The 22,806-nt window shown below is 69.9% G+C and carries 18 protein-coding genes; 6 read left to right on the top strand and 12 right to left on the bottom strand.

Features of this window, described 5'->3' with window-relative positions; translation table 11 throughout:
* Positions 1-2: 2 nt before the first annotated feature.
* Positions 3-614: a LutC/YkgG family protein gene (locus tag KDL01_RS00700; RefSeq protein WP_212526288.1), complete on the top strand. Its 612-nt coding sequence runs from the start codon at positions 3-5 to the stop codon at positions 612-614.
* A 16-nt stretch (positions 615-630) separates the two neighbouring features.
* Here KDL01_RS00700 and KDL01_RS00695 read toward each other — a convergent pair whose 3' ends face one another.
* Positions 631-1,641: a LacI family DNA-binding transcriptional regulator gene (locus KDL01_RS00695; protein WP_212526287.1), complete on the bottom strand. Its 1,011-nt coding sequence runs from the start codon at positions 1,639-1,641 to the stop codon at positions 631-633.
* Positions 1,642-1,831: 190 nt separating this feature from the next.
* Complete coding sequence (locus tag KDL01_RS00690; RefSeq protein ID WP_212526286.1) at positions 1,832-2,686, bottom strand: alpha/beta fold hydrolase; 855 nt, start codon at positions 2,684-2,686, stop codon at positions 1,832-1,834.
* Positions 2,687-2,781: 95 nt separating this feature from the next.
* Between KDL01_RS00690 and KDL01_RS00685 the strand changes: the two genes are divergently transcribed.
* On the top strand, positions 2,782-3,354 hold the full coding sequence (locus KDL01_RS00685; protein ID WP_212526285.1) for a TetR/AcrR family transcriptional regulator: 573 nt from the start codon (positions 2,782-2,784) through the stop codon (positions 3,352-3,354).
* 154 nt (positions 3,355-3,508) lie between these two features.
* Here KDL01_RS00685 and KDL01_RS00680 read toward each other — a convergent pair whose 3' ends face one another.
* The 3 genes from KDL01_RS00680 to KDL01_RS00670 form a co-directional block, all read right to left on the bottom strand.
* Positions 3,509-6,073 (bottom strand): NB-ARC domain-containing protein, encoded by a 2,565-nt coding sequence (locus tag KDL01_RS00680; RefSeq protein WP_212526284.1) that lies wholly within the window; start codon positions 6,071-6,073, stop codon positions 3,509-3,511.
* A gap of 56 nt (positions 6,074-6,129) precedes the next feature.
* Positions 6,130-7,179: a GNAT family N-acetyltransferase gene (locus tag KDL01_RS00675; RefSeq protein WP_212526283.1), complete on the bottom strand. Its 1,050-nt coding sequence runs from the start codon at positions 7,177-7,179 to the stop codon at positions 6,130-6,132.
* Positions 7,180-7,268: 89 nt separating this feature from the next.
* On the bottom strand, positions 7,269-8,090 hold the full coding sequence (locus tag KDL01_RS00670) for a DeoR/GlpR family DNA-binding transcription regulator (protein WP_246575729.1): 822 nt from the start codon (positions 8,088-8,090) through the stop codon (positions 7,269-7,271).
* Between the two features lie 611 nt (positions 8,091-8,701).
* Between KDL01_RS00670 and KDL01_RS00665 the strand changes: the two genes are divergently transcribed.
* From KDL01_RS00665 to melA, 4 genes are all read left to right on the top strand, one after another.
* Positions 8,702-9,982 carry an ABC transporter substrate-binding protein gene (locus tag KDL01_RS00665; protein WP_212526282.1) on the top strand — a complete coding sequence of 427 codons (1,281 nt, stop codon included), beginning with the start codon at positions 8,702-8,704 and terminating at the stop codon, positions 9,980-9,982.
* Positions 9,983-9,991: 9 nt separating this feature from the next.
* Positions 9,992-10,990, top strand: coding sequence for a carbohydrate ABC transporter permease (locus KDL01_RS00660; RefSeq protein WP_212526281.1), 999 nt, complete (start codon positions 9,992-9,994; stop codon positions 10,988-10,990).
* Positions 10,990-11,859, top strand: coding sequence for a carbohydrate ABC transporter permease (locus KDL01_RS00655; protein ID WP_212526280.1), 870 nt, complete (start codon positions 10,990-10,992; stop codon positions 11,857-11,859). Before KDL01_RS00660 ends, KDL01_RS00655 begins: the two co-directional genes overlap by 1 nt.
* Before the next feature lie 61 nt (positions 11,860-11,920).
* Positions 11,921-13,273, top strand: coding sequence for an alpha-galactosidase (melA, locus tag KDL01_RS00650; RefSeq protein ID WP_212526279.1), 1,353 nt, complete (start codon positions 11,921-11,923; stop codon positions 13,271-13,273).
* A gap of 10 nt (positions 13,274-13,283) precedes the next feature.
* Here melA and KDL01_RS00645 read toward each other — a convergent pair whose 3' ends face one another.
* From KDL01_RS00645 to KDL01_RS00615, 7 genes are all read right to left on the bottom strand, one after another.
* Complete coding sequence (locus KDL01_RS00645) at positions 13,284-14,102, bottom strand: DeoR/GlpR family DNA-binding transcription regulator (RefSeq protein WP_212526278.1); 819 nt, start codon at positions 14,100-14,102, stop codon at positions 13,284-13,286.
* A gap of 130 nt (positions 14,103-14,232) precedes the next feature.
* Positions 14,233-15,732 carry an APC family permease gene (locus tag KDL01_RS00640; RefSeq protein ID WP_212526277.1) on the bottom strand — a complete coding sequence of 500 codons (1,500 nt, stop codon included), beginning with the start codon at positions 15,730-15,732 and terminating at the stop codon, positions 14,233-14,235.
* Entirely contained in the window at positions 15,725-16,717 is a 993-nt protein-coding gene (locus KDL01_RS00635) for an N-acetylglucosamine kinase (RefSeq protein WP_212526276.1), read from the bottom strand. Before KDL01_RS00635 ends, KDL01_RS00640 begins: the two co-directional genes overlap by 8 nt.
* A complete protein-coding gene (locus tag KDL01_RS00630; RefSeq protein WP_212526275.1) occupies positions 16,714-17,892 on the bottom strand; it encodes an SIS domain-containing protein in 1,179 nt (392 codons plus the stop codon). Before KDL01_RS00630 ends, KDL01_RS00635 begins: the two co-directional genes overlap by 4 nt.
* A complete protein-coding gene (locus tag KDL01_RS00625) occupies positions 17,885-19,240 on the bottom strand; it encodes a D-tagatose-bisphosphate aldolase, class II, non-catalytic subunit (protein WP_246575727.1) in 1,356 nt (451 codons plus the stop codon). Before KDL01_RS00625 ends, KDL01_RS00630 begins: the two co-directional genes overlap by 8 nt.
* A gap of 284 nt (positions 19,241-19,524) precedes the next feature.
* Positions 19,525-21,681, bottom strand: a complete 2,157-nt coding sequence (locus KDL01_RS00620) for a LamG-like jellyroll fold domain-containing protein (RefSeq protein ID WP_212526274.1) — start codon at positions 21,679-21,681, stop codon at positions 19,525-19,527.
* Between the two features lie 230 nt (positions 21,682-21,911).
* Positions 21,912-22,784, bottom strand: coding sequence for a hypothetical protein (locus tag KDL01_RS00615; RefSeq protein ID WP_212526273.1), 873 nt, complete (start codon positions 22,782-22,784; stop codon positions 21,912-21,914).
* Positions 22,785-22,806 lie beyond the last annotated feature (22 nt).

The following is a 22,806-nucleotide window of genomic DNA, read 5'->3' as shown; positions in this document are numbered from 1 at the left end:
CCGTGAGTTCCCGCGAACAGATCCTCGCCCGTATCCGCGCCGCGACCGAGACAGCGCCCGAACCCGCATCCGTGGAGCGAGACTACGCCGAGACCCACACTCCGGCAGGCCGAGCCGTCGACCTCTTGGCGGAACACCTGACCGACTACCGCGCCCACGTCCACCGCTGCGGCAGCGACGCGCAGCTGGCGCCGCTGATCGCCGACCTGCTGACGGGTACACGCCTGGTCGCACCGCCCGGGCTGACAGCTCACTGGATCCCCGCCGGGCTCGACGTACTCTGCGACGACCCGCCGCTCACCCCCGCCACGCTCGATTCTGCCGACGCCGTGCTCACGACCTGCGCGGTGGCGATCGCCGAGACCGGGACGCTGGTCCTGGACGGCGGAGCGGGGCAGGGCCGTCGCGTGCTGACGCTGATCCCGGACCACCACATCTGCGTGGTGCGCACGGCCGGCGATGTGGTGCTCTCGCTGCCGCAGGCGCTCGGCCGCCTGGATCCGGCGCGTCCGCTCACCTGGATCTCCGGGCCGTCGGCCACCAGCGACATCGAACTCGACCGCGTCGAAGGCGTCCACGGCCCGCGCCGGCTCGACGTCGTCCTGCTGGGCTAGGGCCCCGTCCCGAAGATCAGCGGGCGCGCATGCTGGACTGACGCACCACCAGCTCCGGCTGCAGCACGACGTGGCGGTGGCGGTGCGCCGCACTCTGCGGCCCGGTCTCCTCGATCAGCATCTCGGCGGCCTGCTGCCCCATCGCGAACGCCGGCTGGCGCACGGAGGTGAGCGGGACCGCGGCCGCGGCGGCGAACTCGATGTCGTCGTAGCCGACCAGCGCGATGTCCTCGGGCACCCGGACACCCGCGGCGAACAGCGCCTGCAGCACGCCGAGCGCGAGCAGGTCGTTCGCGCAGAACACGGCGGTGGGCCGGGACGCGAGGCCGAGCAGTCGCGCGCCCGCGTCGCGGCCGGCCGCCACGTCAAGACCGACGGCGGAGACCTCGACCAGCGCGTCCTCGCCCAACCCGGCCTCCTCGAGCACGGTCAGTGCGCCGACGCGGCGGTCGCGGACCTGGTCGAGGCCGGAGGGACCCCCGACATACGCGATCGAACGGTGCCCGGTCGAGACCAGATGCCGCGCGGCCAGACGTCCACCGGCCACGTCGTCCACGGAGACCGAGCACACCGCCTCGCTCGCCGCGGCCCGGTCGACCAGGATGTGCGCGATCCCCTGCGCGCGCAGCGCGGCCAGGTCTCGGCCGGAGCCGTCGACCGGCGTGAGCAGGACGCCGCGCACGCGCTGTTCGGCGAACAGGGCCAGGTAGTCGGCTTCGTCCTGCGCGCTCTGCCCGCTGTTGCACACCATCACCCCGAGCCCGGCCTCACGGGCCGCGCGCTCGGCGCCGGAGGCGACGTCGACGAAGAACGGGTTGCGGATGTCGAGCACCAGCACGGCCATGATGCGGCTCGACCCGGCGCGCAGCTGGCGGGCCGACTCGCTGCGGACGTAGCCGAGGCTGGTGATCACCGACTGCACCCGCAGCCGGGTCTCCTCGCTCACGGCCTCAGGCCGGTTCAAGACGTTCGAGACCGTGCCGATCGACACGCCCGCCGCCCGCGCGACCTCCTTGATGCCGACCACCGCGCGCGTCCGCCTCCTGACCCTTCTTTACTCCCGACACCCGGGTTGAACAGATTCAATCATCCCGCATGCACGGTCGGGCGAGGGGCGACTCCGGGCCGTCGAACGATCCTGACGACGCGTCCGACGCCGACCGGTTGGTAGCCCACGCGGATGGCGCGTACGACGCCGGTGAAGCCCGCGTCGCGAGTCAGACGACGTGCCTCACGATCTCGGCGACCAGCCGCGGCCACAGTGGCGCGGCGAACTTGTGGCCCATCCGCGGGATCGAGACGAACCGGCCGTTCGCCACTATCTCGGCGAGCTTCGGTCCGGCGGTGGGCTTGACCAGCGGGTCCTCGTCGCCGCTGAGGACCAGCACGGGCGCGGTGATGCGGGAGATGCCGCCGGGCGGCCGCCGCACGCCGCGGCCAGCGGCGATCTGGCGGGTGCGGGCGTGGCGGTCGGGGCGGTGGCGGCGGAAGGACTCGGCCGCGGCCTCGCGCACCCAGTCCTGCTCGAGCGGCAGGCTCTTGGCCTCGGTCAGGTGCAGCACGTCGCGCAGCATCCGCTGCTGCTCCTCGGGGCTCTGCCCGTAGCGGCGGAAGGCGAGCTTGAACGGGCCGGGGAACAGGCGCATGTAACGCAGCATGAGCCGGGCCAGGTCGCCGTCCTGCGGGATCGAGGAGATCGCGGCCAGGGTCCTGATGCGCTCGGGGTGCCACATCGCGGCGTACTGGGCGAGTCCGCCGCCCATCGACAGCCCGACCAGGTTCGCCGTGTCCCAGCCGAGTGCGTCCAGGACCGCCATCATGTCCTCGACCATGTCCGCCTCGGCGTAGGCCTGCTTCCTGCCGGTGAAGTGGGTCGAGAGGCCCGAGTCCCGGTTGTCGTAGCGCACTACGTGCAGGCCCGCGTCCGCCAGCGCGCGGCAGAACCCGTCCGGCCAGGAGCTGACCATCTGCTCGTCCAGCCCGCTGATCAGCAGCAGGGGCTTTCCGCCGGGCGTGCCGAAGTCCTCGTAGGCGATCTCGACGTCCCCGTTGCGCGCGATGCCGCTGTTCACCGGTGACCTCCCTCACTGATGCAATACGCTCGTACCGTCAAAAGCGGAGTCTATACGATACGATCGTATTGCCAAACCGAGGGGAGCCACGCCGGATGCCCAAGCGGGTCGACCACGACGAGCGCCGCCGCCACATCGCCGACGCCGTCCTGCGCCTGATCGCCACCCGCGGTGTCGAGGCCGCGAGCGTGCGGACCGTCGCCGCCGAGGCCGGCGTCTCCCCCGGCGCCGTGCAGCACTACTTCACCACCAAGGCCGAGATGCTCGCCTTCGCCCTCGCCCAGAACCACGCCCGGCTGGTCCAACGCGTCCTCGCCCTCGGCGCCGCACCCGACCCGGCCACCCCCCGCGCGGGCTTCGAGCTCCTGTGCACCCTGCTGCTCCCCCTCGACGAAGCCGGCCGCGACGCCGCCCGCGTGTGGGCCGGGCTGATCAGCCGCGCCTGCGTGGACGAAGAGACCCGCGACCTGGCCGCCGAGGCCTACACCAACCTCACCGACTTCGTCGTGCGCCAACTCGCCGACGCCCTGCCCGGCCACGACGTCGGCCAGGCGGCCAGACACCTCGTCAGCGTCGTCGAAGGACTGCGCTGGCCCGTCCTGTTCGGCGTCTACAGCCGGCAACAGGCCCTGGACATCCTCAACGCCCAGCTCGACCTGATCTTCTAGGCGATCACTGCCGAGCCGGGCGATCAGGGCGCGGGCAGCGTCGCCGTGGGGATTTTTGGCGTGACCGACGAGAGCGCGTTCAAGCAGTACGCGAGGGTGAGCTACCGCCGGGGGCGCCCCGGGGCCAAGGCGTTCTCGCCCCGGGGTGGCGGGGTCACCCGAGCCACCGGACGGTGGTAGCGCGTTCGGCGCGTTCGCCGCGCAGGTTCCTGGCTGTGGGGAAGAAGGCGACCGGCACGCCCGCGGCCAGGAATTCCCAATCCGACGCCTGCTCCAGGTCGTTGAAGTGGAAGAAGTAGTCCGCACCCCAACTGGAGATGAATCCGAAGTACTTGTCGGCCACCCGGTTCTTCAACACCCCGATCCGGCGGCTGAGCAGGTCCGGCTCGACGCACCGGATCCGATCGCGGATCTTGGCGACCAGCTCGTCCGCGACGGTGCTGAGCGGATCGCCGTCCGGCAGCTTGTCCCGCTCGTCCTGCACGAGCTCGACGAGCTGCAGAAGCCGGTCCGCGGGCTCGCCGGCCAGGAGTTCCACTCGGATCAGCGCCGCGATGGCAACGGCGGATTCGACCTCGCTCAGGCACTGGGACAGCTCCAGTTGCTCGGCCTGGAATCGCGCCTCGTAGAAGATCGAGCGCAGGCCGATAGTGAGAGCGCTGATGGCCTCGCCGGGCGTGATCGGGCGCAGAGTCAGGGCCAGCGACGCCCGCTCGCCGGCGGCACGGTAGTCGCGCAGCTGGAGATGAGCCCAGGCGATCTGGGTGGCCACGACGGGATGCACGTCATCCGCCGGCGCCGAGTTCTGCAGCAGAGCCAGCCCCCGCGCCGGGTCACCTCCCTCTTCGATCAAGAACGATCCGAAGAAGAAGTTGACCGGTCCGGGGCCCTGCACCAGCTCGTGGGCCCGCTCGTAGCAGGCCAACGCGGCCGCGTAGTCCGAGCGCTCCGTCTGGATGAATCCCTCGACTCGCCAGGCCTCGTAGTAGCCCGGCGCCAAGCGCTGGGCTTCTCGGCACAGCTCCAGGCCGCGATCCGTCTGGCCGTTGTCGTGGCTGCTCAGCGCATCCCGCAGCAGGCGCGCGACGCTGAAATCCCCTACGCCGCGGATGTCGATCGTCCGCGGGTCGTACGGTGAGGCCGACGCCTCAGCCCGGATGGTCGCGCCAAGGCTCATGAGGGTTCTGCTGCGCTCGAGGAAGAACGTGCGGGTCGCAGCGTCGACGGGATGGCGCTTCTCCAGGTACTGGCGCCCGAAGTCGGTCAGCTCGTAGGAGCTCTCCAGGCTCTGCCCGATGCTGCTGGTCTGCATCTGCACGAAATTGGTCGTGAGCAGCGACAGCAGCGACGTCTGGATCTTGGCGGCCGAGTAGTCGTTCAGGAACGCGAGTTCGGCCTGTCCCCGGATGCCCGGCAGCACCTGCATGGACTTCAGGATCTGCGGTGCCTCGTCGGTGAGAAACTCGTAGACGTTGGACATGCAGTAGTCCAGGAGCAGGTCGTTACTCGAGAGCAGTTCCTCCGGGCGCCGGCCTGCCTGCACCCCGGAGACGAACCACTTGATATAGGCCGGGTGGCCGTTCATCGCACTCACGAGCTCGGCAGCCTTGTCCTGGCCGATGCGGTCCAGCGCCCGCACCCCGCGCGTGCGCGCCAGGGCTCGCAGCAGCCGTACGGAGTCCTCGACCGACAACGGCGAGAGCGACACCGGGTTCTCGATGCCCAAGCCGATGCGACTGGTCACGATGACCTTGCTGCCGAGGGGCAGATCAAGCAGGAATTCGCGCAGACGGCTGTCGAGCACGGTCTCCAGGTTGTCGAGGATGAGCAGGATCTTGAAGTGCTCGAGGTAGGAGAGCACCTCGTCGATCATGCTCTCCCCGGATCCCTGAGCCCCGAGTTGAGCGGCGGCGCCGGCGAACAGTCCGAGAGAACTCTCGATCGCGTCGTTGATGCGGATGATCTCGTTCACCGTCAACACGGTGGCCTTGGCCGTCACCCACACCAGCGCGTCGAACCTCTGGTCCTTGTCGTCCAGCAGGTCGTAGGCCACCTTCAACGCGATTGAGGTCTTTCCCACGCCGCCGTCGCCCAGGATCGAGACGACCGGATAGGCCCCTTTGACGGCCTTCTTGATCCGGGCCAGCTCTTTCTGCCGGCCGAAGAACCCGGTCTCGTCGAAGTCCGGTACCGGCAGGTTGTGCTGCGGTGAGGGGTCCGGGTCCGTGGTGAGGTCGATCTTCAGGCCGAGCACATAGGCGGGATCCTGGCTCAGATGCTCGAGCGTCGTGGCGAGGTTCTCCCAACGATCGGAGCGCCGCCGCACGATCTCTTCGGCGAGATCCAGGACGAAGGGCAGGTCGTCGATCTCCATCGGCCGGGTATGGGCGACCCGGTTCCTGATGTCCACCAGCTTGGCCATGCTCTTGTCGAGCTGGGCGAGGGGCTCGCGAAGCTCCGCCGGGACGTCCTTCTTGAGCTTCATCATCAGCTCGTGGCTGTCGGCGAAGTCGAGATACGGCAGGAGTGAGCTCAGGCCGGGAGACGGATGGAGTCCGTGGTCTTTGGCCCGGCGGGTCTTCACCTTCTCATAGCGATCGGGCGACAGGAACCGCTCGACGTCCGCCGGACCGGCGTTCGCCCTGATCTCGTTTCTGAGGTCTTCTTCGAGTGCGGATATCAGAGCGAAACAAGTGAGTCGCGTGGCACTGAAACTCATGCGAGCCCCTCCCCTGGGCCTGCCGCGCCTGACCTGAACCTTCTCCCCGCGCGGTGTCAGCGAGTATAACGCTCCGGCACTCTCTCTGTACCCTGATACAGGCCGAAGTCCAATTGCCCCACGGCGGCTTCGACCGTGTTCAAGGTGGCAGTGGTCTCGTAGCCGAGCTGCGTGTTGACCCGGATCATGTGGACGTTGTCGGCCGCCGTGGTGGTGCGCACTTCGGCGAGGGTCGGGCGGTCGGCGACGAGCCAGCGCATCATCGTGCTCTTCATCGCCCGTCCGAGCCCGCGGCCGCGGTGTTCGGCGAGTACCGCGGTGTCCGCCTGGAAGCACGTGTCCGGCAGGGCGGGGATGATCGCGATCTCGGTGAGCCCGGCCACCTCGCCCGTCTCTTCGTGCACGGCGACGACGCACCGGTGGTCCGCGCCCTCCGCGGTGAAACCGCGCTCGTTTTCGCGCACGCGGGCGGCCGTCCAGGCCGGTGGGCGCACGCCGGACGCTCCCCCGGGTGCGTCCTCGATCGCGGTACGCGCCCGCGCGAACGACTCGACGATGGAATCGGGGGCGCTGCAGGTCCAGCGCTCGATCCGGAATCCGTCGGGGACGGGGACGCTCCAGAGGGCGGGATCCGCCTTGCCGACGTGAAGTGTCTGCCAGACGAACCGCTGGACCACGGTGAATCCGAGAGCCTGGACCCATGCGAGGCCGGCAGTGCCGTCGTGCAGGTTGTAGGCGATGACGCTGTCGCGCAACATGTCCTTCGCCCGCTCCAGACCGGCGGCGAGCAGTGCGCTGCCGACGCCCCTTCGCCGGGCGTCGCGGGTCACGCGCACCTGCGCGAGCGCGTAGCGGCTGTTCTCGTGGCTGAGATAGGTGAACTCCGCGGTTCCCACGATACGGCCGGCGTGGCGGGCCACCCAGAACTCACGCGGGCCGCGTACCGTCGCCGGATTCCTGAGCTCGGCGACGAAGGCGTCGTACCGGGGCAGCGGAAGGTCGGGCGAGACCTCGGAGATGTAGTCATGCGTGACCGCGAGGTACTCGTGCAGCTCGGCTTCCTGCGCGAGGACGGGATCGAAGGATGCGATATCCGAGAAGGCCACAGCTCTGGTCCCCCACTCGTTAGAAACCCGTGGTCGGCATGATAGCGCCGCGCGGATCAGTACGTCGCAGCGCCCGAACTCACCGGGTACTACCTTCGCGCCGTCTCGGCCGCGGCCTCGGCCACCCGGACGTTCACCCCGCGCGCGGCGAGGTCGGCCAGGACAGCGCGGTCGGCGCTCGGGTCGGTGACCAGTTCGTCCACGGCGGCCAGGTCGGCGACGTGGGCGCGGTGGCGCAGGCCGATCTTCGAGCCGTCGGCGAGCACCACGACGCGGCGGGCCCGCTCGATCATCACGGCGTTGATGTGGGCCTCCGCCTCGTCGTGGGTGGAAAGGCCCGTCTCGTCGATCCCGTCCACGCCGATGAACACGGTGTCCACGGTGACGCCGCTGAAGGCGCGCTCGGCCCACGGGCCGACGAGTTCCGAGGAGGTGGAGCGGGCCACTCCGCCGGTCACCACCAGCTTGACCCGGGGCCGGTCGACCAGGACCTGCGCGATGTTCAGCGCGTTGGTCACCACCGTGATCTCGGAGCGGGTGGCCAGCAGCCGGGCCAGTTCCCAGGTCGTGGTGCCGCCGTTGACCGCCAGCACCTGCGGGCCCGCGGCCAGGCAGCGCAGCGCGGTGCGCGCGATCGCCCGCTTGGCCGTGCGGCCGCGGGCCTCGCGGTAGCGCACCGGCACCTCGCAGGCCGACTTGGCGCAGCCGACGGCCCCGCCGCGGGTGCGCACCAACAGGTTCTGCTCGTCCAGCAGCGTCAGGTCGCGGCGCACGGTCGCGACCGAGACGCCCAGGTCGTCGGCCACCCCGGCGACGTCGAGGGTGGCGCCGCCGGCCAGCCGCTCCAGGATCACGGCCACCCGCTGTGAGCGGTGCATGACGACGGCGGTGGTGTTGCTCGTTCGGGACAACGGATTCTCCAAGGCTCGGCGGCCGGACCCGCGCGCGATGACGCCCGCGTCCGGCCGTCGTCGCACCGGCAGGCGGAATCGGCCTGCGGGAACGGCGGGGTCGGCGGATCGTCAGAAGGCGCGCGGCGCGAGAGGCGCGCGGGCGGCGGGAGCTGGGCGGCAGATCTGCCTGTGCCTGCTCCGGGCGCAGGTCGCGTAGGTCGCGGACCTCGCGGCGGTCGACGGGAAACCGAGTGCTGCGGCATCGAGAAGGCGCATGCCGGGCTCCACTGTGTTCGAGGGCACGTCCCCGCCTCGGAATCCGGCTGCGGTCCTGGCGACTCGGTCCGGGCTCTCGGCTGTGGCCGGCATACCGGATGGGCGTACCTCTACCGTCGCGTTCCCACGCGACGCTCGGCACTCTACCGGGCCGGTCCAGAGGCTGCCAAGCGAGGGTGCGGGTTCGGGCGCGGGCGCCGCGGTGCGCGAAACGCGCAACGGGATTGAGCGAAACACCTGTGGATCTTGTCCCTGCTCCGGCCGCCTTGTTCAATGACGCCACCCCGTTCACTCGCCCACCTCGACGATGAGGAGATCGATCCGTGCCAAGCAGAGCTTTCAAGGCCCTCCCCATGGCCTCTGTCCTTTTCGCGGCATCACTGACCGCCGGCTGTTCCTCCTCCGGCGGCTCGGGCACCCTGGATGTGAACAAGCCCGTCACGATCACGATCTGGAGCGGGCAGGACATCGCCCCGGAAAAGGTGCTCGAGGGGCTGGCCAAGCAGTTCCACGCGCTGCACCCGAACGTGACGGTGGACCTCTACCCGGGCGCGCCCACCACCGACCAGCTGCTGCCCAAGCTGACCGCGGCGTTCACCAGCGGGGACTACCCGGACATCTCCTACACCTTCGGCTCCTGGGCCACCGAGCTCCAGGAGTCCGGCCGCACCCTGAACCTGACCGACCAGGTCAAGGCCCCGTCGGTGAAGTGGGACGAGTTCCCGCCCGCGGCCCGGCAGACCGCCACCCCGAACGGCGAGGTCATCGGCTTCCCCGCGGTGGTCGACAACATAGGCCTGATGTACAACAAGAAGCTGTTCCAGGCGGCCGGCCTGCCCTATCCGACGAACGACTGGACCTGGGCCCAGTTCCGGGCCGCGGCCGAGAAGCTGACCGATCCGGCGAAGAACATCTACGGCACCGCCTACTCCGTCTCCGGCAGCGAGGACACCACCTGGCACTTCTGGCCGCTGCTGTGGCAGGAGGGCGGCAGCATCCTGACGCCGGACAACCAGAAGGCCGCCTTCGACTCCCCCGCCGGCGTCTCCGCCCTCACCTTCCTGCAGCAGATGGCCGTCGACGACAAGTCCGTCTACCTGTCCCAGGACGACGACAAGTACGCCGACCTGTTCAAGTCCGGGCTCATCGGCATGATCATGACCGGTCCGTGGCAGCTGGCCGACAACGTCTCGGCGGGCCTCGACTACGGGGTGACCTACCTGCCCTCCTTCAACGGCACGAGCCACCAGACCATCTCGGGTCCGGACGTGTGGACGCTGTTCGACCACCACGACGCCGACCGCTCCTACTGGAGCTACCAGTTCGCCGAGTGGCTCACCTCCGCCGCCATCGACCCCCAGTTCAACCTGGCCACGGGCAACCTGCCGCTGCGCAGCAGCGAGGTGACCAGCCCCGAGTTCGCCGCCTACGCCAAGGAGTACCCGGGCACGGACGTGCTGGAGCAGAACCTGCAGAACGCCACCACCGCGCGCCCGACCGTCCCCGGCTACACCGGTCTCTCGCAGGCCGTCGGGCAGGCCATCGCCGAGGTACTGCAGGGGCAGAGCACCCCGCAGCAGGCGCTCGCCCAGGCGGCCGCCCAGGCGAACGTCGCGCTCAAGCAGGGCGACTGAGGCCGCGCCATGAAAAACGGCCTCCTCATCTCCGACCACGACAAGGCCACGCGCGCCGGCCGCGGCGAACGCGGGCAGCTCGCGACCGGCACCGTGGCGAGCACCGACACGGGACGCACCTACACCCGGCGGCGACGGCGCATGGTGGCGAACCTGACCGGCTGGTCCTTCGCGCTGCCCGCCACGCTGGTGATCCTCGGACTCACCCTGTTCCCGGCCGGCTGGGCGTTCCTGATCTCCCGCGAGCACTGGGACGGATTCACCCCGCCCCAGCAGATCGGCTGGGCGAACTACTCGAACATGGTGCAGGACCCCGACTTCCGCGCCGCGGTGGACCACACGGTGATGTTCACCGTGCTCTACGTGCCGGTGGTGCTCGTGCTCGGCATGTTCATCGCCGTCGCGCTCAACCGGAAGATCCGCTTCATCGCGTTCTACCGCACCGCGCTGTTCGTGCCGATGGTCGTCTCCGCCGCGGCCACCGGCATCCTGGCGAACTTCGTCTTCGACCCGCAGTTCGGGCTGGTCAACAACGTGCTGCGGGTGCTCGACCTGCCGCGCCAGGGCTTCCTGACCGACCCGCACGAGGTCATGTGGGTCATCGCGGTGATCTACCTGTGGAGCGACCTCGCCTTCTCCGTCATCGTCTACCTCGCGGCCCTGCAGGACATCCCGCAGGACTGCCTGGAGGCGGCGCGGATGGACGGCGCCAACGGCTGGCAGCAGTTCCGCCACGTCATCCTGCCCAGCCTCGCGCCGGTCACGGTGTTCGTCGGGATCTGGGAGACGATCTCGGTGCTGCAGATCTTCGAGCTCGTGCTGACCACCACGCACGGCGGGCCGCTCGGCGCCAGCCAGACCGTCGTGTACTTCATCTACAACGAGGCGTTCAACCTCTCCAGGTACGGCTACGGCTCGGCGGCCGCCTACGCGCTGTTCGCCGCGACGCTGCTCCTCACGCTCGGTCTGGTCGCCTACTCCCGACGCAGCAAGATCGAGGCGTTCTGATGGCCGAGACCACCCCCACCTCCCCGCTTCCCCGGCGCGGCCGCACCGCGCGCCGCAAGCCGCGGTTCAGCCGCTGGCACCTGCTGCTCGCCCCGCTCTCGCTGCTGTTCATGCTGCCGCTGCTGCAGATGGTGCTCACCTCGTTCACCGACAACGGCGACATCAACAGGTTCCCGCCGCGCTTCCTGCCGAGCTCGCTGCACATCGGCGGCTACGTCCGGCTGTTCCAGGACGCGCCGGTGCTGCACTGGATGCTCAACTCCCTGATCGTCTCGGGCGTGGCGATCGCCAGCCACCTGGTGCTGTGCTCGCTCGGCGGCTACGCGTACGCGCGGCTGTCCTTCCGCGGCCGGGGCGTGGCGTTCGTGGCGCTGCTGGCCACCATCATGATCCCGACCCAGATGCTGATGATCCCGACCTACTTCATGTTCTCGAAGCTGGGTCTGATCAACACGCTCGGCGCGGCGTTCGTGCCCTTCCTCGCCTCGGCCTTCGGGGTCTTCCTGATGCGGCAGTTCTTCCTGTCGCTGCCCAAGGAGCTGGAGGAGGCCGGCCGGATCGACGGGCTGACCACGCTCGGCGTCCTGGTGCGCATCGTGCTGCCGCTAGCCCGCCCGGCGCTCGCCACCCTCGCCGTGTTCACGCTGCTCAACTCGTGGAACGACCTGCTGTGGCCGCTGATCGCGATCAACGACCCGAGCAAGTTCACCATCCAGCTCGGCCTGATCAACTTCCAGGGCGCGCACCACGTGGACTGGCAGGAGCTCATGGCCTGCAACGTGGTGGCCACCGCGCCGCTGATCCTCGCCTTCCTGTTCGCGCAGCGGCAGTTCGTGCAGACCATGAGCATGTCCGGCCTCAAGGGCTGACCTGGATGCACACCCTCCCGCTGTACGTACTTCCGCTCACCGCACCTGAAAGAGATCTGGCGTGATCCGCATTGCCTTCGTCGGCGCCGGCTCGGTGGTCTTCACCCGGCAGCTGCTGCACGACATCCTCTCGTTCCCGGAGCTCGCCGACTGCGCGATCGCTCTGCACGACATCAACCCCGAGCGGCTCGAGGTCGCGGCCGCGCTCGCCGCGCAGACCGCCGCGGCCCTGGGCGCTGCGCCGACCGTGACCACCAGCGTGGACCGGCGCGCGGCGCTGGCCGGCGCCGACGTCGTGGTCAACATGGTGGCCGTGGGCGGCCACGACGCGACCGTCACCGACTTCACCGTCCCGGCCGCCGCCGGGCTGCGCCAGACCATCGGCGACACCCTCGGCATCGGCGGGATCTTCCGCGCGCTGCGCACCTTCCCGCTGCTCGAGGCGCTCGCCGTGGACATGGCCGAGGTCTGCCCGCAGGCCTGGCTGCTCAACTACACCAACCCGATGGCGATGAACATCCAGTTCCTCGCGGCCGTCGCGCCCCGGCTGAAGGTCGCCGGGCTCTGCCACTCGGTGTACTGGACCGTGCGCGGCCTGTGCGAGATCGTGGGCGTCCCGCACGAGGAGGTCGACTACCTGTCCGCGGGCGTCAACCACCAGGCGTGGATCCTGCGCTGGCAGCACCAGGGCCGCGACCTCTACCCGGCGCTCGACGCCGCGATCGACGCGGACGCCGAGCTCGCCCGGCGGGTCCGGGTGGACATGTACCGCCGGCTCGGCTACTACCCCACCGAGACCAGCGAGCACTCGAGCGAGTACGTGCCCTGGTACCTCAGGCACCCCAGCGAGATCGACCGGCTGCGCATCCCGGTCGACGACTACCTCGGGATCAGCGCGGAGAACCTGACCGAGTACGCGGCGCTGCGGGCCGGGCTCGAGGCCGGCACCGTGCTGCCCGACGCGTGGGAGGCGGACGCCGCCGAGTACGCCCCGCAGGTGATCCACAGCATGGCCACCGGCACCCACCGCATCATCCAGGTCACCACGCCCAACACCGGGCTCATCACGAACCTGCCGGAGGGCGCGGCCGTCGAGGTGCCGGCCACCGTGGACCGGCTCGGCGTGCACCCGCACCACGTCGGAGCGCTGCCGCCGCAGCTGGCGGCCGCGAACCGGCACTTTCTCAACGTCGTCGAACTCGTCGTCGCGGCGGCCGTGGAGGGCGAGCCCCGGCACATCAGGCACGCCGCCATGGCGGACCCGGCCACCGCGGCGGTGCTCACCGTCGACGAGATCTGGCAGCTGTGCGACGCGATGGTCGCCGCGCACGGCGACGCCCTGCCCCTGTCGCTGCGCCGCTCCCCGGTCGCGCTGGGCGGGAACGGGACGCGGAGGCTGCTGACGCTCGGTTAGACGAGCCGAGTCAGGCCACGTGCACTCTCACGCCGGCGCCGCGGATGCGATCAAGCTCCGCGGCGTCGGCGTGTTTGTCGGTGACGAGGTCGTCCACCCGGGCCAGGTCCGCGAGCGGCGCGTGCGTCGACCTCCCGATCTTCGTGCCGTCGGCGACCACGATCACCCGCTGCGCGCGCGAGAGCATGGCGCGGTTGGCCCGGGCCTCGGTCTCGTCGTGCGTGGTCACCCCGTGCTCGGCGCTCACGCCGTCGGCCCCGAGTACCGCCGTGGCCACGGTGAAGGAGTTGAAGGCGCCCTCGGACAGCGGTCCGACCGCCTCGAGCGAGTGCGCGCGCACCAGCCCGCCGGTGATGATCACCCTGATGTTCGACCAGGCGGCGGCCTCCGCGGCGAGCGGCAGCGCGTTGGTGATGACGGTGAGCCCGGTGCGGCGTCGCAGGGCCCGGATCACCTCGGTGGTGGTGGTGCCGCCGCACACGGCCAGGGTGTGCTGCTCCCCGGACGGGATCAGCCGCGCGGTGACCCGGCCGATCGCCTGCTTGGCCACGCTGGCCTGAGCGGTGCGCAGCCGCACCGGGATCTCCAGCGCCCCGCCCTCGCGGGCCCGTACCCCGCCGTGCGTGCGTACGACGAGCTGCTCGTCCTCCAGAGCGGCCAGGTCCCGCCGGAGCGTGGCCTTCGACACGCCCAGTTCGGCGACGAGCTCGTCCAGCGTCAGCGGCGCCTCCTGTACCCGGCCGGCCAGCAGCGCGAGCAGCCTGCGCATCCGTTCGGAGCGCTTGCGGCCGGCGGTGCGCGGCGTGGTGTCCGGGTCGGACGGCTGCACGGGTGGTCTTCCTCCGCTCTGGCCCCCGGGGCTGTGCTGGCTCTCCCCCAAGCCTAAACGCCCCATCCGTACCCGCCGCCCAGGAAGCGGGCGGCGCGTACGGATGGGGCGCGTCGTGGTGCGGGTCGCGTTAACCGACCAGTGCGGGCTCGGCGTCGCGCGCCTGCTCCTCGAGGAACTGCTCGCGGATCTCCTTGGGCCCGAACGGCCAGGACTTCTCCTTGCGCGCCCAGATCAGGAAGGCGACACAGCCCAGGGCCAGCCACGCCAGCGACCACTCGATCGGGTGCACGCCCGGGTTGGCCTTGTCCGACCACAGGTACATGGTGGCCCAGCCGATGCCGGCCACGATGGTCGGCAGCGGGTAGAGGATCATCTTGTACGGCCGGGCCAGGTTCGGCTGCCGCTTGCGCAGCACGGGCACCGCGACGATCTGCGCGATCGACTGCACGATGATCATCACCGTGGTCAGCAGCGAGATCAGCACGGACAGCGGCGGGTGCGAGGCGGAGCTGCCGATGTGGCGGGCGAACAGGAAGCTCAGCGCCGTCATCGCGCCCATCACGAGCAGGCCCACGGTCGGGAACCCGTGCTTGCGGTGCAGCTTCCCGAAGGAGCGGAAGAACATCCCGTCGCGCGCCGCGTCGAACGGCACCCGGCTACCGCCGAGCAGTCCGGTGAACACGGAGGCGAAGGCGGTGATCACGACGAGCACGGTGACCACCTGCGCCGCGCCCTTGCCCCAGGTCTGCTGCAGCACGGCCGCGCCGATCGAGGTGGAGTCGATGCTGTTGGTGTTGAGCATGTCCCGCCACGGCACCACGCCGAGCACGCCGATCTGCATGACCAGGTAGATGCCGCCGATCGCGAGGATCGAGAAGATGATCGAGCGCGGCATGTTGCGCCCGGGGTTCTTGATCTCGGCGCCCATGTAGGCGGTCGTGTTGTAGCCGAGGTAGTCGAAGACGCCCACGGTCAGGCCGCCGGCGAAGCCGATCCAGAACGAGCCGTGCGTCAGCGAGATCGCGCCGTGCGGCCAGGTGAAGGCCATCGACGGGTGGAAGTGGGTGAAGCAGGCGAGGATCACGGCGCACACGCAGATGATCATCACGACCCACATGCCGACCGTGAGCTTGCCGATGTTCTCCACCTTGCGCCAGAGCATCAGCACCAGCAGCGCGGTCAGGCCGATCCCGAGGATGTCGCCCTGGCCGGTGCTCATCGAGGGCCACAGGTACTGCAGGTACTGCACCATGCCCTGGATACCGGTGGACATGATCAGCGGGATGAACAGCATCGCCGTCCAGATGAACAGGAACGGCATCAGCCGCCCGCTGCGGTACTGGAACGCCTCACGCAGGTAGACGTAGGTGCCGCCGGAGCCGGGCTGCGCGGAGCCGAGTTCGGCCCACACCAGTCCGTCGGCCAGGGCGAGGATCGCGCCGACGATCCAGCCGATGATCGCCTGCGGTCCGCCGAACGCGGCCACCATCAGCGGGATGGTCACGAACGGACCGATGCCGCACATCTGGCTCATGTTGATGGTGACGGCCTGGAACAGGCCTATCTTCCGAGTCAGGGTATTGACCTCGGTGGCCTGCGCGGCAGGCGCCGTCTGGATATCAGACATCGATAACCTCTCCTTCGAGGTTCGGTGCGGACCCGCCGAGAGGCGGGGCAAGTGCGGCCCCGTGCCGCTTCATCGCATAGAGGGCGGAGCCCACCACGGGGCCGTACGCCGGTGCACGGAGCAGGTATTCAGGCCCTGCGGCCTGAAGGGCTTGGGTGAATGCTTGGTGGAAGGACGGGGCGGAGAACATGCCGCCCGAATACGACACGTCCACGGGTTCGCCGTCCTGGTAGCCGAGGTGCTCACGGCAGGCCTGGACCAGCGCGACCAGTTCCTCCCCGGCCCGGCGCAGGATCGCGCCGGCCGCGGCGTCACCCGCGTCGGCCGCCTCGACGACGGCCGTGGACAGTGCGGCGATCTCGGCGCGCCGTCCGCCCCACCGGTCGACGACCACGCCGACCAGGTCGAGGTCGGCGGTGATGCCGGCCCGGGCGGCGAGCAGAGTGTGCAGCGGCCCGCGCGGGAGGCGTCCGTCGCTCATCCGGCTGAACGCGTTGAGCCCCTGGACCGCGACCCAGTACGCGGAGCCCTCGTCGCCGAACAGTTCGCTCCAGCCGCCGGCCCGGTGTCCCACGCCGCGGCGTTCGCCGTACGCGATCGACCCGGTGCCGGCGACGACGTTGATCCCGTCCCCGCCGGCCAGCGCCCCGGCCCAGCCGCCCACCATGTCGTTGTCCACGGTGAAGCGGTCGTGCCCGAGCAGGCCGCGCACGATGGCGTCGACCAGCGGGACGTCCGCGCTGTTCTCTCCGTAGCCGGGCAGGCCGAAGAACGCGTGGTCGAGCCGGTCCGGAGTGATCCCGGCCGCGGCGGTGACCTCGGCCACGCCCGCGGTCAGTACCCGCTCGAGCAGCTCGATCCCGGAGGCGAAGTAGTAGCAGCTCGGGCCGACCACCTCGGCCACGGTCCGTCCGGTGCCGTCGAGCACGACGTAGGCGGTCTTGGTGCCGCCGCCGTCGACGCCCAGGAAGTACGCGGCCGTCATCGCCGGAGTTCCGCGGCGCCCCGCGCCGGCACATCGACCAGGGGGTGGATGATCACACCCTTGACGACGCGGTTGACGTTGCCGTCCGGGAACGGGTTGTCCGGGGTCAGCTCGAGCGCGGCCGAGCAGTACAGGGCGAACAGCTGCGCGAACACGACGAACGCGACCGCGAGGTACGCGTCGTCCAGCGTGTCGAGCCCGGGCAGCACCCAGTCCGGACCCGCGGTCGGCTGCGCGCCCGCCGGGCCGGCGGAGACGGTCAGCACCCGCTCCCGCCCGATCGACGCGCACAGCTCGTTGACGATGTCCTCGTCGTAGGCGCTGCTGTAGCGGTCGGCGGAGCGGAAGACGACGGCGAGGGAGTGCGCGTCGAGCACGGCCTTGGGACCGTGCCGGAAGCCGAGGGACGAGTCGTAGTACGCGACCACCTGTCCGGCGGTCAGCTCCAGCGTCTTGAGCGCCGACTCGCGGGCCAGGCCGGTCAGCGGACCGCCGCCCAGGTAGACCAGGCGCTGCGGGACGGTGGCGGCGAGCCGGGCGATCGACTCCTCCTGCGCGAGCAGGCCCTCGGCCGCGGCGGCGAGCGCCTCCACGGTGGCCTCGTCGTCGCCGCGGAAGGCGAGCAGCACCGACAGCAGCATCGAGGTGAAGCTGGAGGTCATCGCGAAGCCGACGTCGTGCGAGCGCTCGGGCAGGAGCAGGACGAAGGAGCCGGGGCGCGCGGCGTGGGCGCGGTGCAGAGCCCCGTCGCCGTTGCACGTGACGATCAGGTGGTTGACCTCGCCGAGCAGCTGGTCCGCCAGTTCGGTGGCCGCCGTGCTCTCGGGCGAGTCACCGGAGCGGGCGAAGGAGACCAGCAGCGTCGGGACGTCCTTGGGCAGGTAGGCGCTCGGGTGCGAGACCAGGTCGGTGGTGGCCACCGCCTCGACCCGCCGGCCGAGCCGCTCGCCGAGCGAGGGCGCGGCGATCTGCCCGATGAACGCGGAGGTCCCCGCGCCGGTGAGCACGATGCACAGGTTCTCGCGGGCGAGCAGCGGCGCGAGGAAGGCGTCGAGCTCGGTACGGCGCTGGGTGAGGATCCGCGCGGTCTCGCGCCACACGTCCGGCTGCTGCCGGATCTCGCCGTACGTGGCCGTGCCGGAGAGCGCGGTCTTGAGTGCTGCGACGTCAGACATGGACGGGCTCTCCTGCTTCGCTGGTCTCGGGAATCTCGGTGATTTCTTTGTCGGTGCCGGGCCACGCGGCACCGGCGGTCGCCGCCGCGTAGGGGCGCAGTGCGTCGCGCACCTTGTCCACCGCCAGTTCGTGCGGCGTCGCGGCGAGTTCTCCCGCGCGCACGCGGGCGAACTGCTCCGGCAGGAACTGGCTGACCAGCGGCAGCGGAATGTCCAGCGCGGAGAGGTTGGTCATCAGGCGCTCGACGGCGGCCGCCACCTCGGGGTGCGGCCAGTAGTAGCGCAGACGATCACTGTAGCTGTATCGGCGGGCGATTTTCTGCTCGGCCGCGGTTCCCGGGTAGTAGCCCTCCCAGTAGCCGGGCTCGGCGAGCATCACCGCGTCGACCACGTCCACCAGGTTCGAGCGCAGGTCGGCGGGCAGCAGCTCGTCCTCGATGCGGGCCAGCGCGAACAGTGCCTCGCGCAGCGCGAAGGTCAGTCCGGGCCCGACCTTGAGGATCGCCCAGTGGTCCTCGACCAGCTCGGTCAGGTGCGCCGTGGTCTGGTAATCGGTGGAATGCGCCTCGAAGACGAGGTGCGGCTCGTCTTCGAGGACGGTCAGGAGCTCGCGCGTGCCGGCCCGGTCGTAGTCGATGACCTGCAGGTGGTCGAACTCGACGGCCGGCTGCACGACCAGGGCCGCCACGCGCGGCCAGACGTCCTCGAGCCCGGCGTCGGCGAACGCGGCGCGGTGGCGCTCGAGGGTGTGGCGGGCGGCCGCGGCGGGCGTCGCGGTGAGCCGCTCGAGCGTCTCGTGCGCGCCGCCCGGCACGGGCACCTCGGTGCCGATGACGTAGACGCAGTCCGCACGCCCCACGCGTGCGGACTGCGCCTGCTCAGCCACCCGCAGCAGCCGGGCCGCGCGCGCCGCCACCAGCTCGTCGCCGGGCGGCTCGGGATCTCCGGCGCAGGACATGCTGCAGTCGAGGTGGATCTTGGTGTAGCCGGCGGACACGTACGCGGCCACCAGCTCCTCGGCGAGCGCGAGCGCCTCCTCGGCCGGCCGGTCGCGCCAGCGGTTCGGGCCCAGGTGGTCCCCGCCCAGCAGGACGCGCGAGCGCTCGAGCCCGAAGCGGTCGGCCAGTTCCAGGACCAGGTCGCGGAAGTCCGCCGGCGTCATGCCGGTGTATCCGCCGAACTGGTCGACCTGATTGGAGGTGGCCTCCACCAGCAGGTACCCGCCATCGGCGAGCGTCTGGCGGATCGCCGCCTCCAGGACCAGCGGATGAGCCGAGCACACCGAGTACACACCCGCGGCCGCGCCGGCCTTGTGCCGCCGGATCGTCTCGCTCAGAAGGTTCGCCATAGTGTCGGTCGTTTTTCTCTCTGTCTCGCGCGAAGGGCGAGCCGCGCACAGCGAGCACGACCAGCCACTCACGGCCCCGGAGGGCTCCCGATTGAGTGGCTTCATCCTGCACAGATCTGGTTGTTCGATCAATGAATCGCTCAGAAACGAGCAGAAATCTTGCGCGATTCGCCAAGGAGACAGGCGGTGCCGGGCGCGCACGCACGCCCCACACCGCCTGTCGCGCAACTGCTTTCAACTGCCCTGAAGTGCTCTGAACCGCCTTGCTACCCGGCGTTCACCGGCTACTCGGCCGCCAGCGCGGCGACCGCACTCGCGCTGAGCGCCTGCGCGTACAGGTGCACGTCGTCGATGGCGCCGTTGGTGAAGTCGACACTGGCGGCCTTCCACTTCGCGCGCCCGATCACGGTGTCTCCGGACGCGGTCCAGGGCGAGGAGAACGAGGCCGTGCCCTGGAGGGTGCCGTCGACGTAGAGCGCGAGGGTGTGCGCGCTGTTGTCGTAGACGCCGGTGACCTGGTACCAGGTGCCCGCGGTGGCGGCCGACGTCGCCGTCACCTGGGTCGCGGTCGAGCTGGTCGAGTCGCTGCTGCGGGCGACGAAGGCGAACTTCCCGCTGGTCAGCTGCAGATAGAACGGGCTGATGTTGGTGCCGTCGATGCTGGTGAAGGTCTGGTTCGAGCCGGTGACGGAGTTGAGCTTGACCCACAACGCGGCCGTGTAGCTCTGGCTGGTGTCGACGACCGGCCCCGGCACGTCGACGTAGCTGTTGCTCGCTCCGGTCAGGCTGACGGCGTGGGCCCCGACGACCCCGGTCGTCCAGGACGCGCCGGCCTCGAGCGTGCCGGTGTGCCCCGAGCCGGAACTGTCGGCGGCCGTGGTACCCGTGCCCTCGTCGAAGGTCCAGTATCCGCGGAGCGTGGCGGCGGAGACCCCGCTGCCGTTGTAGGCGCCGCGGTTCGGTGCCGCGGTGGACGAGACCGCGTTGCCGAAGAAGTCGAGGCCGCCGTTTCCGCTGATGAGCTCGCCGGAGCCGAGCGCGGGCGAGCCGCCCTGGAGTTCGTACGCCGCGGCCGAGGCGAGACCGTTTCCGCCGCCGCCGGGCGAGGAGAACAACGGATCCGTGGTCAGCTTGGCGGTGTCGGAGGGTTCTGACGTCGGGTGGTTGCCGTAGAAGACGTTGTGGCTCCAGGTGCCGCCGGTGCCGTAGCCGCCCGTCCCGAGCTTGTAGAAGATGTTGTTGTCGTAGTTGAGCCCGGTGGGGGCGGCGTCACCGTAGATCGGCGCGTTGTCCGACGCGCTGAGGTAGATCGTGTTGTTGTAGAAGTTCGCCGTGCTGCCGGTCCCCACGTACGCCTGGTGCGGGAGCACCGAGTTCGAGGCCCCGTCGTTCTGGCTGATGTTGTAGCGGACGATCGAGGTGGCGGCTCCGGTGCTTCCGCCGCAGCAGTACTCCTGGAAGCCGTAGGGGTTCGCGTGGCTGTAGTTGTACTGCAGGATCGTGCCGCTGGTGCCGTGGTCGATGTCGAAGGCCTCGCCGTCGGAGCCGGCCCGGCCCTGGTCGGTGACCTCGTTGTACTGCCAGACGCCGTTCGTGGACAGGGCCGTCCACAGGCCGGCGCCCGAGTAGCGCCAGCCGCTGGCGGAGGCGACGTTGTACTGCACCAGGGGCGATGCGCAGTAGACGCAGACGATGTCGTTGCCGCCGGCGTTGGTGATCGTGTTGTTCTCGATCACGACGTTGCTGGTGGCGATGTTGTGCCCGGTCCCGTTGAGCGAGCCGAGGTAGATGGCGCCGACGTCGGTGTTCGTCAGGGTATTGCCCTGGATCGTCACACCGTTCCACCCGTTGGTGGTGGAGGAGTCGTTGAGGTTGAAGGCGATGCCGGAGGAGTTGGTCGGCTGCACCCCCTCGGAACTGCTCCAGTAGCCGAGGACGTCGTGGATGTCGTTGTCGATGATCGAGATGCCGGACAGGATGCCGCTGGTGTCGTTCTGCACCTCGATCCCGCTGCGCACGGCGGCGGTGGCGGCGGTGTTGGTGATCTCCAGGTTCTCGATGGTGACGTAGGACTGGTTGTCGAGGTAGACCGCCTCGGCCGCCCCGGCGCCGGCGATGATCGGGGCCGAGCCCGAGCCGTAGTTGGACACCACGATCGGGCTGCCGCTGGTGCCGGAGCCGAGCGGATGCAGCGTCCCGGTCCACGAGCCGCCGTCCTGGAAAAGGACCTGGGCACCGGCTGCGAACGTGGTCGCGTTGACCTGGGCCAACGACTGCCACGGGGCGCTTGTGCTGCAACCGGTGTTGCTGTCGCTGCCGGTCGGTGAGACGTAGTAGGTGCTGCACGCGGCTTGGGCGGAGGTGGCCGTGACCACGCTCATTCCGGCCAGGCTGAGCGCGACGGCTGTGACGAGGGCCAGCCGCTTTCGCGCAGTGGACATCATTGTCCCCTTTCAGAGGGTTGGTGCTCTCTGGTGGTGCGTGAGGTGCAGTGGAGCTGTCGCCCGCGAGGGCTCGGATCGGCTTGGCCCAGTCGGGCGGGGCGGGCCACGTGCCGAGAGGAGGCAGTCCGGCCTGCGAGAGCCGACGCGCGCACGCGTCATCGCGACTCCTCGGACGGTGGAGAATCAGGGGTGGGAGATGAAAGTCGAGAGACGAGGGACGAGCCGTATCAGCTCACATCGATGGAGCTCAGCTCTCGCTGATCGATCCGAACGGTGGCAGCGGCCGCCTGCCGGGCGACGAACGCGTCGTACGCGTACGTCGCGTAGTCTTGCTCGACTTCGCTCTTGACCTGGTCAAAGGACTCGAGCCCCGGCGCGGACTGGGGGCCGGCGACCACCGACTTGCTGGTCGACGTCGTCTGATAGTCCGAAGCGTGTGCGGCGTAGTAGGCGCGCAGCGCGGCATCGGTCACCGGAATCACGTTGCGGCTCGTGAGTGTCGTCGTGAGCTCGGTGGCGAGAGTGCTTTGCTCGTACAGGAAGTACGTCGTCTCCGTGTACTGCTCGGGCCCGTATATCGGCTTGCCGCTCTTGACGTCCTCTCGGCGCTGGGTGTTCTCGGCGGCGAGGGATTTCAGGAACGCCGGGTAGCCGATATCCGCGGCCAGGCCGTATGTCCGGGCGAGTTGCAGTTGCACGGTCGCGCTGGTGGCGTCGGCGACGGCCTGGTGCTCGAGGTACTGCGTGGGGGTCTGCCCGCCGTACGGCGTGGTCCAGAAGTTCGCGCCGTCGTTGTCGTCGTACTTCTGCTGAAAGTGCTGGAAGGTGGCGGCGCGGTCCTGGGCCAAGAAGAGCTCGAACTCCCTCACCGGGATCGGCTGGCCGTTGACGGTGACGACGGTGGCCATCGAGTCGGCCGGTGTCGCGGGAGCGGGGGCCGAGGCGGCGGCCGCGTGCCTGCTCAAGGCGGTGAGGCTCAGGGCCAGGCCGATCGCCGCGACGAGCAGGGCGGTGAGCACCGCGGCAAGGGTCTTCGGCCGGCGGCGTTCGGGCGCCCGGGCGGACGTCTGGGGGCGGTGCGTTCGGGTGTGCGTCGGCATGGCTGGTGCTCCGTTCCGTTCG

Origin of the sequence: Actinospica durhamensis (assembly GCF_018139695.1) — a bacterium.
GTDB lineage: Bacteria > Actinomycetota > Actinomycetes > Streptomycetales > Catenulisporaceae > Actinospica > Actinospica durhamensis.
This window is presented reverse-complemented; position numbering and strand designations above follow the sequence as displayed.